General features: G+C 67.9%; 15 protein-coding genes. 1 reads left to right on the plus strand and 14 read right to left on the minus strand.

The genetic code is table 11. The features are described from left to right. Positions 1-69: 69 nt before the first annotated feature. The 13 genes from ACFXHA_RS27885 to ACFXHA_RS27945 all read right to left on the minus strand — a co-directional run bounded on the left by ACFXHA_RS27885 (position 70) and on the right by ACFXHA_RS27945 (position 13248). Positions 70-456, minus strand: coding sequence for a DUF4913 domain-containing protein (locus ACFXHA_RS27885; RefSeq protein WP_379361805.1), 387 nt, complete (start codon positions 454-456; stop codon positions 70-72). Further along, positions 453-2423 (minus strand): type IV secretory system conjugative DNA transfer family protein, encoded by a 1971-nt coding sequence (locus tag ACFXHA_RS27890; RefSeq protein ID WP_379361807.1) that lies wholly within the window; start codon positions 2421-2423, stop codon positions 453-455. Before ACFXHA_RS27890 ends, ACFXHA_RS27885 begins: the two co-directional genes overlap by 4 nt. 37 nt (positions 2424-2460) lie before the next feature. After that, a complete protein-coding gene (locus tag ACFXHA_RS27895; protein ID WP_379361809.1) occupies positions 2461-2994 on the minus strand; it encodes a hypothetical protein in 534 nt (177 codons plus the stop codon). A gap of 47 nt (positions 2995-3041) precedes the next feature. Continuing rightward, a complete protein-coding gene (locus tag ACFXHA_RS27900; RefSeq protein ID WP_379361811.1) occupies positions 3042-3323 on the minus strand; it encodes a transposase in 282 nt (93 codons plus the stop codon). A gap of 23 nt (positions 3324-3346) precedes the next feature. Then, positions 3347-6385: a hypothetical protein gene (locus tag ACFXHA_RS27905; RefSeq protein WP_379361813.1), complete on the minus strand. Its 3039-nt coding sequence runs from the start codon at positions 6383-6385 to the stop codon at positions 3347-3349. Between the two features lie 6 nt (positions 6386-6391). Next, complete coding sequence (locus tag ACFXHA_RS27910; protein ID WP_379361815.1) at positions 6392-7882, minus strand: SCO6880 family protein; 1491 nt, start codon at positions 7880-7882, stop codon at positions 6392-6394. Next, positions 7879-9363, minus strand: coding sequence for a hypothetical protein (locus ACFXHA_RS27915; protein WP_379361817.1), 1485 nt, complete (start codon positions 9361-9363; stop codon positions 7879-7881). Before ACFXHA_RS27915 ends, ACFXHA_RS27910 begins: the two co-directional genes overlap by 4 nt. Positions 9364-9394: 31 nt before the next feature. Further along, on the minus strand, positions 9395-10225 hold the full coding sequence (locus tag ACFXHA_RS27920; protein ID WP_379361819.1) for a hypothetical protein: 831 nt from the start codon (positions 10223-10225) through the stop codon (positions 9395-9397). 72 nt (positions 10226-10297) lie between these two features. Beyond that, positions 10298-10570, minus strand: a complete 273-nt coding sequence (locus tag ACFXHA_RS27925) for a hypothetical protein (RefSeq protein ID WP_379361821.1) — start codon at positions 10568-10570, stop codon at positions 10298-10300. An 11-nt stretch (positions 10571-10581) separates the two neighbouring features. Then, entirely contained in the window at positions 10582-10872 is a 291-nt protein-coding gene (locus ACFXHA_RS27930) for a hypothetical protein (protein ID WP_379361823.1), read from the minus strand. Positions 10873-11029: 157 nt separating this feature from the next. After that, entirely contained in the window at positions 11030-11698 is a 669-nt protein-coding gene (locus ACFXHA_RS27935) for a hypothetical protein (RefSeq protein ID WP_379361825.1), read from the minus strand. After that, a complete protein-coding gene (locus ACFXHA_RS27940) occupies positions 11695-12570 on the minus strand; it encodes a MinD/ParA family protein (RefSeq protein WP_379361827.1) in 876 nt (291 codons plus the stop codon). Before ACFXHA_RS27940 ends, ACFXHA_RS27935 begins: the two co-directional genes overlap by 4 nt. An 18-nt stretch (positions 12571-12588) precedes the next feature. After that, positions 12589-13248: a hypothetical protein gene (locus ACFXHA_RS27945; protein ID WP_379361829.1), complete on the minus strand. Its 660-nt coding sequence runs from the start codon at positions 13246-13248 to the stop codon at positions 12589-12591. Positions 13249-13539: 291 nt separating this feature from the next. On the opposite strand from ACFXHA_RS27945, the gene ACFXHA_RS27950 reads away from it, so the two are divergent. Next, positions 13540-14301, plus strand: a complete 762-nt coding sequence (locus ACFXHA_RS27950; RefSeq protein WP_379361831.1) for a 3-hydroxyacyl-CoA dehydrogenase — start codon at positions 13540-13542, stop codon at positions 14299-14301. A gap of 83 nt (positions 14302-14384) precedes the next feature. On the opposite strand, the gene ACFXHA_RS27955 is transcribed toward ACFXHA_RS27950, so the two are convergent. Further along, complete coding sequence (locus ACFXHA_RS27955) at positions 14385-15137, minus strand: ArsR/SmtB family transcription factor (protein ID WP_379362294.1); 753 nt, start codon at positions 15135-15137, stop codon at positions 14385-14387. Positions 15138-15216 lie beyond the last annotated feature (79 nt).

Genomic DNA, 15216 nt, shown 5'->3' on the forward strand with positions numbered 1-15216 from the left:
GTATTGTGGCGGAACGCAATCCATTTGCATTCCGCCACAACGTGTTTCAGCCCGATATCGGACCCGTAGTCAGACTAGGAAGTCGCCCACGCCCGGATCGCTGAACATCCCGCGCTCAGGAGACTTCAGCGGCAACGGTGTCAGCATGTCCTTGTGGCCGTTGCGCACGCTGCAATACTTGAAAGGCCCCTTCGGGTCGAACAGCTTCGCCATGTGCATGTCCGCATGATCCAGGAACCACATGCTCAGACCGGTTTTGCCGTCGAGCCGGAGATGTTCCCACGCCCGCCACATCGCGTCCATGCGCGCGACCGCCTCGGCGTGCTTCCACCATTCCGGGCACCAGACAGTGTCGCTGATGTCGGTGACCTGTCGGCGGTAGACGAGACTGAGATAGTTCTCGACGAACTCGACCACGCTGGCATAGACCATACGTTCGTCTTGCTGGTCGCTCACAGCGGCGTGACCTCCTCAATCGTTCCCGACTCTGTGGGACCCTGTTTTTCGCTCGTGGGCAACGTCAGTCGTTGCTTCTGCCGCTGTTCGGCGATCAGATCCTCGACCGTGGTCCGCATCCGGTTCGGGTTCTGCGGCTCGTGCTTGATAATGGAATTCCTTACCTCGGTTTCGTACTCGCCCTCCCACCAAGGCACAGTCCGGACGAGCACGGCGGGTGTCGCGGAGGAGAACACGATCGCTCTGCCTCGCGGGAGAGTGGCCAGCGCGTTCGCGTTGAAGGTCCTCGACGATCCGAGGGATCGCGAATAGCTCTTTCCGCCCGAGGATTCCGACACCGATTGGGAGATCGAGTCGTAGTCGCCGATCACCTCCGAACGCTCCTGAAGGAACCTGATGTCGTCGACACCGCTGCCGAGCACCTTGATATTGGCGGCGCCCCACAGGGCCTCCATACCGTCCACGCCCCAGCACCGTGCTCCCTGCGCCCATGACTGGAGCACAGTCATCACGACGATGCCACGAGATCCGAAGTGGCTGTACTGCTTCGGCAGATCACGCCAGCGCACCACGTTCGCGGCCTCGTCCAGCACCGCCAGCAATGGGATCGGCAAGCGGCCACCCCGCGAACGTGCAGCGCTGCGCATTGCCACATCGATGACGGCCTCGGAGAGCGCGCTCACCAGCGGGGCCGCGGAACCCCGGCCCTCGAGCGACAGGCTGTACAGTGTGCCGTTGCGATGGATGAAGTCCAATTCGTCGAACCGAACACGACCGGGCCCTCCCCGGACCCACGGGTGCACGTTCGACAGCTGCAGGCAGCGCACCATCTTCTTCGCGGTACCGAAGACACCACTGCGGGTACGGGGATCAACATTGTACTGCGCAGCCAGACCCGATCTCATGAAAGACCAGCGATCGCCGGGCGATCCTTCTTCCACGTCCGGCGACGGTCGCAACACCTCCACGGGGAAGCCATCGAAGGGGCGCGTGACCCAGTCCCAGATCTTGGTGATCGACTCCCCCGCAACACAAGCCGCTAGGAAAAGCCCTGCGAGAAGATCTTCGGCCTCCTGATCGAAGAAGGAGTCCGACGAGACCTGCGCCGACCCAGAGCCACTCTCCGCATCAGCGAAATGCCCGGCGAGGCGAGCAGCGCGTGCCTCGCAGCCCTCGCTGTGGATGTCGACCCAGGCCAGCGGATCCCAGAACCAGCTCCGCGCCGGATCTGCCGGATAATTGAAGTCGACCGCGATGTCCTGCGGGTCGAAAATGAAGATCGGGCTGCCCTTTGCGGCGCGAACATCGCGGGTGGCATCGACCACGTCACGCTTGTTCGACGTGACGAGCGTGGCACCGATGGACGACAGGATCGCCGGAATCACCCTGGAAGTCGTCTTGCCCTGTCGAGGTCCCCAGATGTCCACGTGCAGGTCTTCATAAGAGCCGTAGAGCATTTCACCGTCTGCCACGGACACGCCAATCGGAACACCCGGGACCACCACCTCACCGGGCTGCATCAGCGAGGAAGGCACGTAGAGTTCGCCGGTGAACGCATGCTTCTCCAGATGGACGCCGAGCTGTTCAGCCTTTTCCGCGACTCCTGCGGCCTTCAGCGATTTGATCGCACCGCCTGAGCCCATGAAGTCGGCCTTGTCGTCGACCGCTAATCGCCCCTTGCTCGCATTGGCCTTCCGGCGTCGCTTCAACAACTGCCAGCCGACGCCGAGCAGCACGATCACGGCGATGATCACGCCGGCCCAGCCCGGCCAGTGCAGCTCGCCCTTGATCATGTTGACGACGATGGAGATCGGGTTGATCGGCATCTTCTGGCGTGGATTGGACAGCATATTGCCCAATTGGACCGACACCCACAGGGTTCCGAAGATCGCGAAACCGGCGTAGATGAGGTGCAGGGTGGTGTCGGGACCGGGATCTGCCGGGTCCTTCACCGGTGTCTTCGCCATCACTATCCTCCTGGGATGACCTGTAAGTCGTTACCGCTCAACGAAATTCGTCCAGCAGCCAGCCGCCGGTAGCGCCACGCACGACCGTGGCGACGACCGTGGCCGGGGGTAGCGGTTCACGCTTGCCGTCCGGGTAGACGACCGTTTGCTCGATGCCGATCTTGTACTGCTGCCGGTTCGGATCGGCGCCCGTGGGCGCCTTCTCACCGGAGGCGAACGCGAAGGCTTCGACGTGGGCACCCGCTTTGGCCCAGTCGGCCCAGCGCAGTGTCGGTCTCGGCGTATCCACGCTGGTGGACGGGGTATCCAGGGTACGGATCAGACTGGGTCCGAGCCACTTCCGCGCGCGCTGCAGGGCCGCGCCCTCGGATTCGGTGGCGGGATACCAGGTGTAGATCTGTTCCAGCGCGGTAACCGCAACACCGTCGGGGGTGGTCGGGTCGGGCGCCGGGGCCTGTTCCAGCAGCCGGGTGGTGGACGTGGGCGGTTGCGCGGCGGTCGATTTCGAGCCACCGCCGGTCGAGTTGCCGCCACATGCGGTGGCCAGCATCGCGACGCTCAGCACAACCATCACCACCTGCGAAGGGCCTGCCTTCCAGGCTAGTCGCCGGAGTCCGGTCATGTGCCGCGCTTGGCGTCGGACAACGTTTCCACCAACGTGCGGTTCATCTCCGCGGCGGCGGCCAGCTGCTGTTGCAGCAGAGCGACCTTGCGCCGCAGGGCGATCGCGTCCATGCGTTCGAGGCCGGGGGTTTCCGCCGCGCGCACCCAGTTGCGTACCGAATTGGTGTGCACACCGATCTGATCGGCGACCACCCGGCAGGCCTCGGACTCCGACCGGAGCTTCCCGGTGAGCGCGATGACCTGCTCGACGGCGGCCTGGCGGACCTCCGGCGACACTCTTCGATACGACCGGTGTGGCATCATGCGACGCTCCCCTCGTCCGCGCCGCGGCGTGCGGTCGATTCGGTGAATTCGCTGAAACGCTGGTTGGTGTCGTGGATTCCGCTCTCCTTCTCCGAAAGCGTGAACTCCATATGGAACGGGATCCCGGGGCGGCGGTCCTCGCCGATCTTGAGCAGGAACTTACCGGTGCCGGGCGCGGGCGGGCGCTGCTGGCCCGGTTTGAGCGCCTCGCCGGTGAGTGCCTGCGGCGCGGACCAACTGGTCACCATCTCCTCCTCGGCGGACGTGAACGGCACGGTGGAATCCAGGCGCGAGATCTCCTCGGCGGGCAGCGCGCCGAAGATCTTGGCACGCGCGCGTTCCAAGAAGCCCAGCGCCTTGGCGATGGCGGCCTCGGAGCCCAGCGCCTGCAGGTCCTTGATGGTGTGGCTGATCATGATGAGCGAGGTGGCGATGCCGCGCTGCAGTCGGGTGAGTTCGTCGACGCGGTCGACCATGAAGTCGCCCAGGCCCAGCACCTGCCACAGCTCGTCCATCACGACCTGGAAGTAGCGCTGCGGGCCCATATCCGCGTCGGCGAGCACGTGCGCGGCCTCGACGGAGGCGAAACCGTCGGCCCAGCAGGCCAGCATGACGGCGGCCTTGAGTTTCTTGTCGCCGGTGGGGATGTGCGAGACGTCGATGCAGACGGCGGTGGCGTCGGTGTCGATGGGAGTGGTGGTCTGGCCGTTGAAGACCGCACCGAACGGGCCCTGGGTCAGCGCGCGCAGCGAGCGGCGCAGGCCCTTGATGGCCTCGTGGTATTCGTCCGGATTGTCCGCTCCCGCATCGAGTTGCAGCTCATCGCCGCCCGTCACCACGATCTCGAGGAGATCCTCGATGATGGGCGGCTGGTCCGGGGTGAAGCCGCTGCCCTCGCGGTAGAGGACGCGCAGGGCGGTGGCGATGAGGGTCTCCTCGAAGTCGCGCACGCGCGCGCCACGCACCAGCTCCACCAGACCCGCGAGCAGCGTGACCTGGCGGGCGCGCATCTCCTGCATCACCTGGGTCTGCAACTCGGGCAGGTCGTCGAGCAGCGGCACGATCGAACCCAGCACACCGGCTGCGAGCGGGTTGAGCTTGCCGTGGCCGTAACCGAGGTCGATGACCTGGCCGCCGACCATCTCCACCAGCTTGCGGTAGTCGGGCTTGACGTCGGCCAGGATCAGCGGCGTGATGCCCTGCGCGACACCGCCCAACACAATGCGGCGCACCAGCGAGGACTTACCGAAACCGTTGAGTCCCAGCACGAACAGGCTGGGCGCGGTGATGAAGCTGCCGCGCATGAACCAGTTCATCGGGTCGAAGCAGACCGGTGCGCCGGTGTGCAGATGCGACCCCAGCGGGGTACCGATCAGCGGCGCACCCGCGCCGACCGACCACGGCCACAGACCGGCGACCTGCGCGGTGGTGGCGCGATACTCGACCGGCCGCCCGACCACGTTCATCCGCCCGCCGCCCGCGCCGATATAGCCGCGATCGGTGAGTTGCGCGGTGGTGCGGTCGAATTCGTCGAAGCTGCCGTACTCGATCCGCTCCGCGCGCGCCGCGAAATTCCGCCGCCGCAGATCATCGGTATGCAGCCGGAACGTGGCCAACGCCGCCTTGATGCCATTGTTCTCGCGCGCGGTGACCTCGAGCTTGGCCCGGGTGGAGTCGTCGAGCAGCTTCGGCCCGCTCGGCTTCTTCTTCGCCGCCGCCCGCCGCGCCGCCACCCGCTTGGCCGCGGCCTCACGATCGGCCTGCTCGGTCACCTTGTCCCGCTTGCCCTTACGGCTGCGCGGCGGCTCCGTGGGAGTCCGGTCGGGCTTCCCCTTCCGCATCGGCCGCTCCCGCACCGGGCGCTCCCCCGGCTCACCCTCCGGCCGCGGTCGTGCCCGGCCCGGCGATCCGGCACGCCCACCCAAATGCACCCGATCCGCATCGGTAGGCCGGCCGCGTCCCTCGGATTCGCGTCCACGCCGCTCGGATTCGCGGCTCCGCCCGTCCGCATCACGGCCACGCGGGTCAGCATCGCGCCCACGTCCGTCGGTCCCGTGCCCACGACCTTCAGCCTCGCGTCGACGCCCGTCCGCATCACGGCCGCGACGCTCAGGTCCACGGACTCGCCCGTCGGCCTCGCGGCCACGGCCCTCGAATTCGGGTCCGCGATCTGCGGACTCGGCGCCGCCGGGCGCAGGACGCCGCGATTCCTGGTCGAGATCGCCGCGCCGTTCGCGCTGCGGCCGCCGCCCGGCCTCGCCGTTCTCCCCCACCGTGTCACGACTTCGCCTGCGCTCCATGCGATCCCCCTCGGTCGGTTCCGCCGAACGCACCCGCTTCTTCGCCGGCCGCTCAACGGTGTGCTCCCCCTCGAGCACCGCCGCCCCGGCCCGCAACGCATCGCCCGGCCCGGCCTCGGCCCGAATCGCGATCTCCCGGCCCGTTTCGGACGCCCCGGATTCGGTTGCGACGGTGGGCGGTTCGAGCGCGGGCAACGCCGGACGCCGACGCTTCACCGGCGTACTCACGACCTCGTCGACACTCACGGCCACGCCACCGTCCGGCTCCGCCGCCACTGCGGGCGACCCCGTCTCCGATGACACGGGCGACACGACCGGCTCGACGACCGACTCCACCGGTGGCTCGGCAATCGACTCCACCCGTGGCGTGGCGATCACGTCGGCACGTGGCGCGGCGATCACCGGGTCCGGCTCCGGCGGGAAGGCCGGGGCCAGGGGTTCCTGATTCGGCTGTGCCGCAAACTCTTCCGGCGCTGGTGCGCGCGTGGCATCGGCCGCCGGGTCCGGGTCCGTGAACTCGGCCGAGTAGTCGATCGGCGGGTCGCGGCGGAGCATGCGGCGGTCGGGGAGGGTGCCGCGGCGAGGACGGTGTTCGTCGCGGGCGACCCGGGAGGTCGGCGGGGCGAAGTCGTCCGGTGGTTCGCGGCGGTCGGCGGATTCCTGTTCGCGGCGGGAGCCGCGCCGGGTGGGCGCGGCGTCGCGTTCGCGGACGGGGGGTTCGATGTCACGTGGCATGGTGGGTTACCCCGCAAGCGCTTTCGGAATGGTGGCGTGTTCGGGGAGGATCACCCCGCAGCCGAGGGAGGCCGCGAACGCGGCCGCTTGATACCGGTAACAGCGGCGGATCTTCAGGCGCGCCTGGGTGGACAGGTCGCGGGTGATGGCCTCGATGCGGGGCAGGTCGCCGCGCAGCGGTTCGGTGATGGTGACCAGCGCGCCGAAGCGGGTGACGCCGTGGCCGCGGGCCTGTTCCTCACGGGCCTGCTGGGTGGCCCCGACGCGCAGGGTCGCCGACGCGGACACGACGCCGCGCTCGGATTGCTGTGCGACCAAGGCGTTCTTGAAGTCGTCGTCCACGATCTGGGCGGCGTCACCGGCGGAGTGCGGGCGGTAGACGATGGTGATGCGCTTGCGCGGCACCTCCGGATTCGGGGCCAGCAGCCGCTGCAGCACCCGCTCGTCGACCGCGCCCTCGGGGGCGGTGTCCATCTCCCAGGTGACCGAGCGGCCGCCGTCGTGGATGAAGTGGTCCCAGCGCTCCTCGTGCGAGACCGGGCCCGCATCGGCCCAATCCAGGCCGTGCCCACCGGGTTCCGCGGCCGCCACCTCGAGGTCGGCCTGGGCCGCCGGGTCGTAGCTGCGGCGGATGAACGAGATGATCTCCTCGGCCGCCATCGGCTGGGCGCGCACCCCGGCCTCGGCCAGCGCGGCACAGATGCCGGGCAGGCGGCGGCCGATCTCGACGGCCTCCTCGGCCGGGTTCTTGCGGCGCTCGGCGGTGGTGGCCTTGAAGGTGATGGCCACCCGAGGTAGCAGCTGCACCCGTTCCTGCGGCAGCTCGGTGGCCAGCTCGTACATGACCTGCTGGGCGAGATCGGGGGCTTCGGGCCGGGTGATGGCGGAAACCTCGGCGAGCAAACGGTTTCCGGTCTCGGGCACGGTGTCGATGACCGGCACCACGGCGACGATGTCGGAGGTCTGACCCAGCGAGGCCAGGAAGGTGCCCCACGCGCCCACCCAGCGGTCGATGACCGGCTGGTCGACGGCCTCGTGGCCCTGCGGCCAGGCGCGCAGAACCACGGTGTACTGGGCGAATTGGGGCAGGTGGATCATGCCGAAGCTGTAGCCGCCCGCGTCGATGCCCTCGTAGAGCCGCGAGGGGGCCATCAGTCCGGGCAGCCGGGTGACGCCGCCCGGAATGCGGGAGAACCGGCCGCCCCGATACACGTGCTCGCCCTTGGAACGGCCACGCAGCCAATGGAACATCATCAATCCGTTCTCGTAGCCGGAGCGGCCGCCCGATCGCCACACCAGGGGAATCATCACGACCGTGCCGATGACCGCCACGAACAGCGCCGGTTTCGGGCCGGCCACCAGCGCCGTGAGCAGCGCGGTGATCACGACGGCGAAACCGACCACGGTCTCACCCCAGCGCAGGCCGAAAAGGCCGGCGCTGCGGGGCTTGTTCCACAGTCCGTACGAGCGGCGCTCGTAGGTGTCGGTCATCGTCATCGCGGAATGGTGCTCCTGCCCAGGTCGGGTGAACGGTTGACCCAGCGGTCGCCGGCGACGTCACCCGCTGTGTTCTCGGCCTTACCCAGCGACGCCGTCGCGGCGCGCACCTGGGAGACCCGGTTGGCCACGCGGGATGCGCCTGACGGTACTGCGCCACCGCCACCTTGGGCCGCAGGACTCGCGGCGCCACCACCGCCACCACCGCCGCCGGCGGGCCGGGGTTGCGGTGCGGGACGCGGCGCGCCACCGCCACCACCGGGTCCGGCGCCGCCCGGTCCGGGGCGACCACGCCCACCGCGTCCGAGACCCGCGTAGCCCGGGGCACCGGCCGCCGCACGCGGGGCCACCGCGCGCGAACCGACCGCGCCGAGCGCCGCGATGCCGACCAGGGTGCCGGTGGTCGCGGCCAAACCCGAACCGCCACTACCGACGATCGCCACCTCGCCCGCGGTCGCCAGGCGCATGAGCGCCGGCAGCACGAAGGCGACGGTGCCCAGCAGCACGATGGCGACCAGCATGCGCTGGGCCTCGTCGGCGTCGGGCAGGTTGGTGGTGCCGGTGCGGTCGTCGGTGGTGCCCGCGGTGGTGAAGGCGATCATGTAGACGATCGCGGCCACCGGCTTGTAGAGCATGAACGCGACGATCCAGCGAATCAGCTTGCTGTAAGACGACATTCCGATGCTGGTGCCCGAGCCCGCCGCCGCCAGCGGCAGCACGCCGGCCGCGACCACGAGCATGCCCTGACGCACGATGGCCAGCACGATCTGCGCGAGCGCCCCGAGCAGGCCGACGATGGCGATGATCAACACCAGGCCGGGCGAGAATGCCTGCAGCTTCGAGGTTTTCACCATCAGCTCGGCCATGTTCTTGGCATTGCCGTTGGTGGAGTCGTTGATCACCCACTCGGAGAACTTGTCCGAGGCCTGGGTGGCCGCCACGATCACCGCACCCAGCATCCAGGAGCTGAACACCACTCGGGCGAACATCCAGAACGAGTCGGTGGCCTGGTCGACCGCGGCTCCGCGTCTGGCTTTGGCGAGTCTGAAGCCGGTCAGGATCACCGACGCCATCAGCAGGATGATCTGCGCTTGATAGGTGTAGTCGTTGATCTTGGTGAATAGCGTTCCCGCGTCACTGACCCGGTCGTTCGGGAGCTTCATCCAGAACGTCAGGGCCAGGATCAGCGCCTCGCCCAGGCCGTTCATCAGCGAGTCCACCACCTTGCCGAAGGTGGAGTCCCACGCCTTGTCCCGCACCGCGGCCGCGGCGTCGGACGGATGCGTGGCGACATTGCCGGCCTTGCACGCGGCCGAGGCCGCGTCGCCCAGCGAGATGCCGGGCACGCCCAGGCCGTCGAGGGAGTCGTGTAATTCGTTGCAGGCCTGGTCGAAACCGTAGGTCTGCCCGTAGGCCACCGTCGGTGTCGCGATCATGACGGTGAATACGACCGCGAGAATCGTAACGAGCCGCCTCAGCATGTGGTCCACCTTTCGATGGGTCGCGATGCCATCACCATCGGGTCCACCCCGCCAGTGAGTCCACGTATTCGGTTTGTGCCGTCTTGGAAGTGGAGGGCTTGAGCCGCCAATCGCCGGCGTCCCAGACCATGATCAAACGCACGGCCGCCCACAGTTGCCGGTTGTCGACGACCGGTCCGCGCGCGGCCAGCCGCACGATGGACATGTCGTCGGCGTAGTTCTCGATCTGGAAGGCATCCGGGGCGACCAGATAGCGGGTGACCTTCTCCGGCTGCTGTTTCGGCAGCCGTTGATCGGCCAGCGCCTGGTCGTAGGCGGTGAGCTGTTCGGCCGCCACGCGCACCTGTCGCACGTACAGCTCCCGATCGGCCGGCCGCGCATTGAGCCGGTAGGTGATCTGCGCGGCCGCCAGCGCCGAACCCTGCGGGGTATGCGAATACCCCACGGCCAGACCGTTTTCCAGCCGGGCCGGACCGTCGGAGGTGGAGAACGGCACCGACGCGCCGTACACCCGCTGCCAGCCGTCGGGACCGGTGGTGCCCAGCGGTGCGGCGGTCAGCCAATCCTGGTCACCCGCCTTGCGCTGCTTGGACGGGTCCTGGGGCAGCGGCTGGCCCGCCGTGTTGTTCGGGATGTCGACCCGGCGGCCGAACAGATCCACCTCGGGAGAGGCGAATCCGGTCACCCCGGTGGTGTCGGGCGCGGTCACCGCGGCGCTCGGGTCGCTCTTCGCACTCGGCTTGGTGTCGCCGTGCCCGAAATACACCACCAGGCCCGCGATCACGATCACCGCGACCAGTGCTGCCGAGGCGATCACACCGAACGAGACGCCGTCGCGCTCGGGCGACTCCTTCTCGCTCATCGCTTCGCCTCCGAAGTAAGTGTGACAGTGGACAATTCAGTACCTATGGACAACTCGGCCGGCCCGTGCCGGTCAGGTCGGCAGCAGGGCCAGTGCGATGCCGCTCGCCGAGGTCGCCATGATCGCGCCCAGCAAGCTCATCACCACCCCGTGGGTCGCGTCGTTGGCGGCCAGGTCGTCGCGGAACGCGTACCACAGGCGTCCGGCCGCCAGGATCATCCAGGCCAGGCAGAACAGCAGTACGCACCACAGCAGCCAGTCGATGAGCTGCATGAACGGCCGGATCACATCCGACGGCATCTGTTTGTAGGCCAGCACGGCATCCAGCGCCTGTGGCACTACCACCGCGGCGGACATTAGGTGATCACAGCGTTCATGATCGTGCCCGCACTCGTGGCAATGATCCCTCCGATCATGGCCCCTGCCACCATCTTCGGCGACTCCAAACCGCCTCCCGTCCACTTCTCCCAGGCAAACCGGCCACCGGCGTAGGTGATGCCCATGACTCCCGACAACAGTACGAACCAGGTGAAATACCGAACCAGCTTCAGCAATTTGTCCGACGCGGGCGGCGCCTCGGGGGTCGGATTCCCGACCTGAGCGAGGAACTGCCCGTACGCGTCATGTACGGCGAGGAGCATGCTCATTGTCTGTCCTTCTCCAAAAGCGAACTGCTAGTAACAATCTCGCCGATCACCGGTCCTGCCGTCCAACCGGTCACGACAACTCCCTCGGCTAATCGCCCCTGCATCCCCGGTGACCGGGAAATCTTTGCTGCCCAACGGATTCCGTCGGTGACCATGATCACTCCTCCGCGTCCGCGTCATCGGAGCGGGGTGCGTCGAGCGCGTCCTGCGCGGCCGCCACGATGCCGGAGCCGAGCTCACGCACATCGGTGGTGATCTCCTCGAGCGGATCGGATTTGCGCTTGCGCTGCTGCGGGATCGGGTCGCCGGGCGACCACACCGGCAGCTGATCGGCCTCGACCAGCGTCCATTCCTCGTGCCACGGTAGCTGCCAGACCTGCCCGGCCAGTGAGCCGACCACATCGCGGTAGCGGCGGATCTCGGCCGGGATCCGGCCCGGGCGCGCGGCCACGGTCACCAGGCCCAGCACCTCGCACGGACCGGCCAGGCCGGCGTGATGCTGGCGCAGCAGGTCGTGGGCGCGGGTGAGCCCAGCGATGGTCTCACGCGCCACCAGCACGACGAACGGGGATTCGCGGTCGAAGACACCCGGCCAGCGCCGGTACGAATCCGCCGCCGGCGCAAGCACATGCGCGAGCGTGGTCGCGCCCGCGCCGCCGTGCACGCCGAGCAGCCACACCAGGGGCGCTCGACCGCCCCCGGGTACGGGTCGGTCCCAGATGGGTGCGCGGCGGGATTCCGGCGGTGGCACCACTCCGGCCGCCACTGCGGCTCCGGCGGTGAGGTTCCGGTCGTAGGATCGGCGTTCGGTCATGGCTGCGGTCATGATGCCACTCCAGCAAGCAGGCGGCGATACGCGCGGCGTGTCTCGGCGGCCAGGTTGCTGTGCCGCACCAACTCTCCGCGTGCGAGGTGCGGGTCATAGGGTATCTCGACGATTTCGCGGACCCAACCGTCCAAATGCTCCCGCAAATGTTCAGCGATCCGAGAGTCGCTGCCCGGCAACTGATGTGACACCACGATGGTGGTATCGCCGACGATGCCGTCGCCGGGCCCCTCGCCCTGACCGCCGAACTGGTCGTCGAGCCATTCCAGGGTCACCCGCAACCGGTTGGCCGCGTCCACCCGCGCCGGAATAGCCAGCACCAGTGCGATATCGGCGTCCTCGAGCAGAGGGCGCAGGTGGCGGCTGGCGATCGGTGAGCCGCCGTCGTACACCGGGGTGTAGCCGGTCTCGCCGAGCGCGCGCGCGACGGTCAGATAGGTGGCGCGCCGGCGCAGCGGCGCGGGATCGCGCCACAGCAGGCCGATTCCGGAGGTCGCGCGCGAGAGACATTCCTTGAGCGGTGCGGGTTCGTCCTCACCGCGGCCATAGAGCCAGGCCTGCAGGCTGATCGGGCTCAGGTGTTCGTCGGCGCCGCGCAAAGCCAGGTCACTCCCGGCGAAAGTGCCGTCCACGGCCACTGTTTGACTGCCCCCGGCACCCAGCTCCCCCGCGATGCCGAGGGTCGTCGTGGTGGTGCCCGCGCCGCCGCAGCCACCCACCACCAGAATCGGGCGCGGCGCGGGATCGGCGTCGCCGCCGTCGCCGCGGCGCTTGCGCAAGCGCACCACGGGGGCCTTGGAACGCGCGGCACGGCTCGGCGATTCACCCTCTTCGGGCACCTCGTCGAGCCAGCGGCTCCAGTCCTGATCCATTGTCTCCGCTCTTCCTGTTTATCCGGCCGGAACGCCCGCGGCGGGTTCATGGTCGCCGATGATCGCGGGGGCCGTCATTTCGTTGTACGCCGCCGCGACGGCGATCGGGCCGGAACCGGGCCCCGCATCGGGTGTGCCGGTGGATTGCGCAGTGCCGCCGTGGGAATTCAGCACATAGAGGGCAACCCCACCGGCGATGGTTAGCAAAACAATGGCAACAATTAAGAAGGCAATGGCGGAAAACCGCCGTCGGAGACCGCGTTCGGGCGGTGCGGCGGCCTCGTCGGCCACGGCGTCCAGCAGCTCCGAGGCCCGATCGGTGGACGCCGGCTCGGCTTCATCGGTGTCCGAGGGAAATTCGACCACCGTGCTGCCGCGGAAACGGACCGGCGGTGCGTACGAACCGGTCTCGCCGCGCTCGGTCATCCAATCCGACCAGGACCCGTCGAAGTGATTGCGGCGCAGCACCGATTCGGGCACCGGCGGCAGATCGAGCTCGGGGTCGGCCTCCGCGATGTAGTGCGGAAAACGGGCCGCGCCCGCCTCCTGCTCGAAAGCCGGTTCATCGTCGGACGGTTCGGGGGCGGCGGACTGGGCGGCGGGGTCGAGGGCGGGGTACCAGCGCGACACTTTTTTGTACGACTTCAACATTCCCGGTGCGGGCACGTCGCTCTGCATCGTCTGACCCTCTCGGCGTCGGTCGTGGCGGACGGTCTGTTGTCGTCGGTGTTCGGCGGTACCGATCCTGCGCCAAACCACGGCGCTGACCTCGGAACGGTCCCGATCGGAAATTCTCTCGCATGAACAGGATTCCAACGACTCGACGCGCCGGATGCCACTCCGCTAAATCCGCGCGCGCGTGCGGATAGCAGCCATCGCGGCGGCCCGTGAACGCCACGCCGACGGGGCGGTCTTCCGTCCGAATAGAGCAGAATCTACATTAACAAGACCAAGAATTTTGGAGGTTTTGTGAAGACAGCAGACATCGCAGCGGTAGTCACCGGCGGCGCTTCGGGACTCGGACTGGCCACGGTGCGCGAACTGCACTCGGCCGGCGCGAAGGTCGTCATCGTCGATCTTCCCTCGTCGCAGGGCAAGGCCATCGCCGAGGAACTCGGTGAGCGCGTGGTGTTCTCGCCCGGTGACGTCACCAGCGAAGCGGATGTGACCGCCGCGCTGGACGCCGCCCAGGAGCTCGGCACGCTGCGAATCGCGGTGAACTGTGCGGGAATCGGCAATGCCGTCAAGACGGTCGGCAAGCAGGGCGCGTTCCCGCTGGAGGCCTTCACCAAGATCATCAACGTTAACCTGATCGGAACGTTCAACGTGATCCGGTTGGCCGCGGAGCGCATCTCGGCGGTCGAGGAGGCCGACGGCGAGCGCGGCGTCATCGTCAACACCGCCTCGGTCGCGGCGTACGACGGACAGATCGGGCAGGCCGCCTACTCCGCCTCCAAGGGCGGCATCGTGGGCATGACGCTGCCGATCGCGCGCGATCTGGCCTCGTTCAAGATCCGCGTGATGACCATCGCGCCGGGCCTTTTCCACACCCCGCTGTTCGCCACCCTGCCGCAGGCGGCCATCGACGCGCTCGGCGCGCAGGTGCCGCACCCCTCGCGCCTGGGCGACCCGGTCGAGTACGCGGCGCTGGTGCGCCACATCGTGGAGAACCCGATGCTCAACGGTGAGGTCATCCGCCTCGACGGCGCGATCCGCATGGCGCCGCGGTAGATCCGCACGGCCCTGCGCTAGTTTCGGTAACGAAAGGCCCCGGAGCGAATTCGACTCGCTCCGGGGCCTTTCGCATGCCCCGGCTACATGCTCCAGGGGGCCTGCGGCAGCACCTTGCCGGTCTCCAGCAGCGACTTCAGGTTGGCCAGCACGGCGGGCCAGCCACTCGAAATGCCTTGCAGCATTTCGTTGTTCGGCAGATTCTCGTGAGTCACGGTGAGCCGGACGATGTCCTCATGCGATTCGATCAGGAAGGTCACCACCGACGGCGAGCGGTCCTCCTCGGGGGAATCCTCGAAGGTGAGGACCAGACGGTTGGGTTCGTCGACCTCGAGAATCTTGCCGACCACGTCGACCTTGCCGGAGCCGTCCACCCGCCGGTGCTCCCAGTCCGAACCCTCCTGCCAGTCCGACACATTCGCGTGCCCCCAGTACTGGGCGGTCAGATCCGCATCGGTGAGCGCCTTCCAGACCTGCTCGGCGCTGGCGTGAATGTAGGTGACGTAGACGTAGTTCGGGATCGTGGTGGTCATGGCGTACTCCTCTGCCTGGTTCTTGATGGCACGCAGGACATCCAGCCGGGGGCGGTCGAAGACGGAGATCCAGCGCTGTTCGATGTCGTGAATCGGGGTCGGATTGATGTAGTGCACCCGTTCGCGGCCGCGGCGTAGCACCGTGACGAGACCGGCCCGCTCGAGGATGTCGAGATGCTGGGTGAGCGACTGCCGGGCCATCGCGACCCGCTCGCACAACTCGCTCAAGGTCTGGCCGTTGCGCTCGCGCAATTGGTCGAGGACCAGTCGGCGGGTGCTGTCGGCCAGGGCCTTGAAAACCACATCCATGTCGGGTTCGGAGTGCACCCCGAAATTATGCAGGCATTTACCTGCATAAGTCAACGGGGGTCGCTCCCGGCCG

The sequence above is a fragment of the Nocardia sp. NPDC059240 genome, from assembly GCF_042753865.1.
Taxonomy (GTDB): Bacteria; Actinomycetota; Actinomycetes; order Mycobacteriales; family Mycobacteriaceae; genus Nocardia.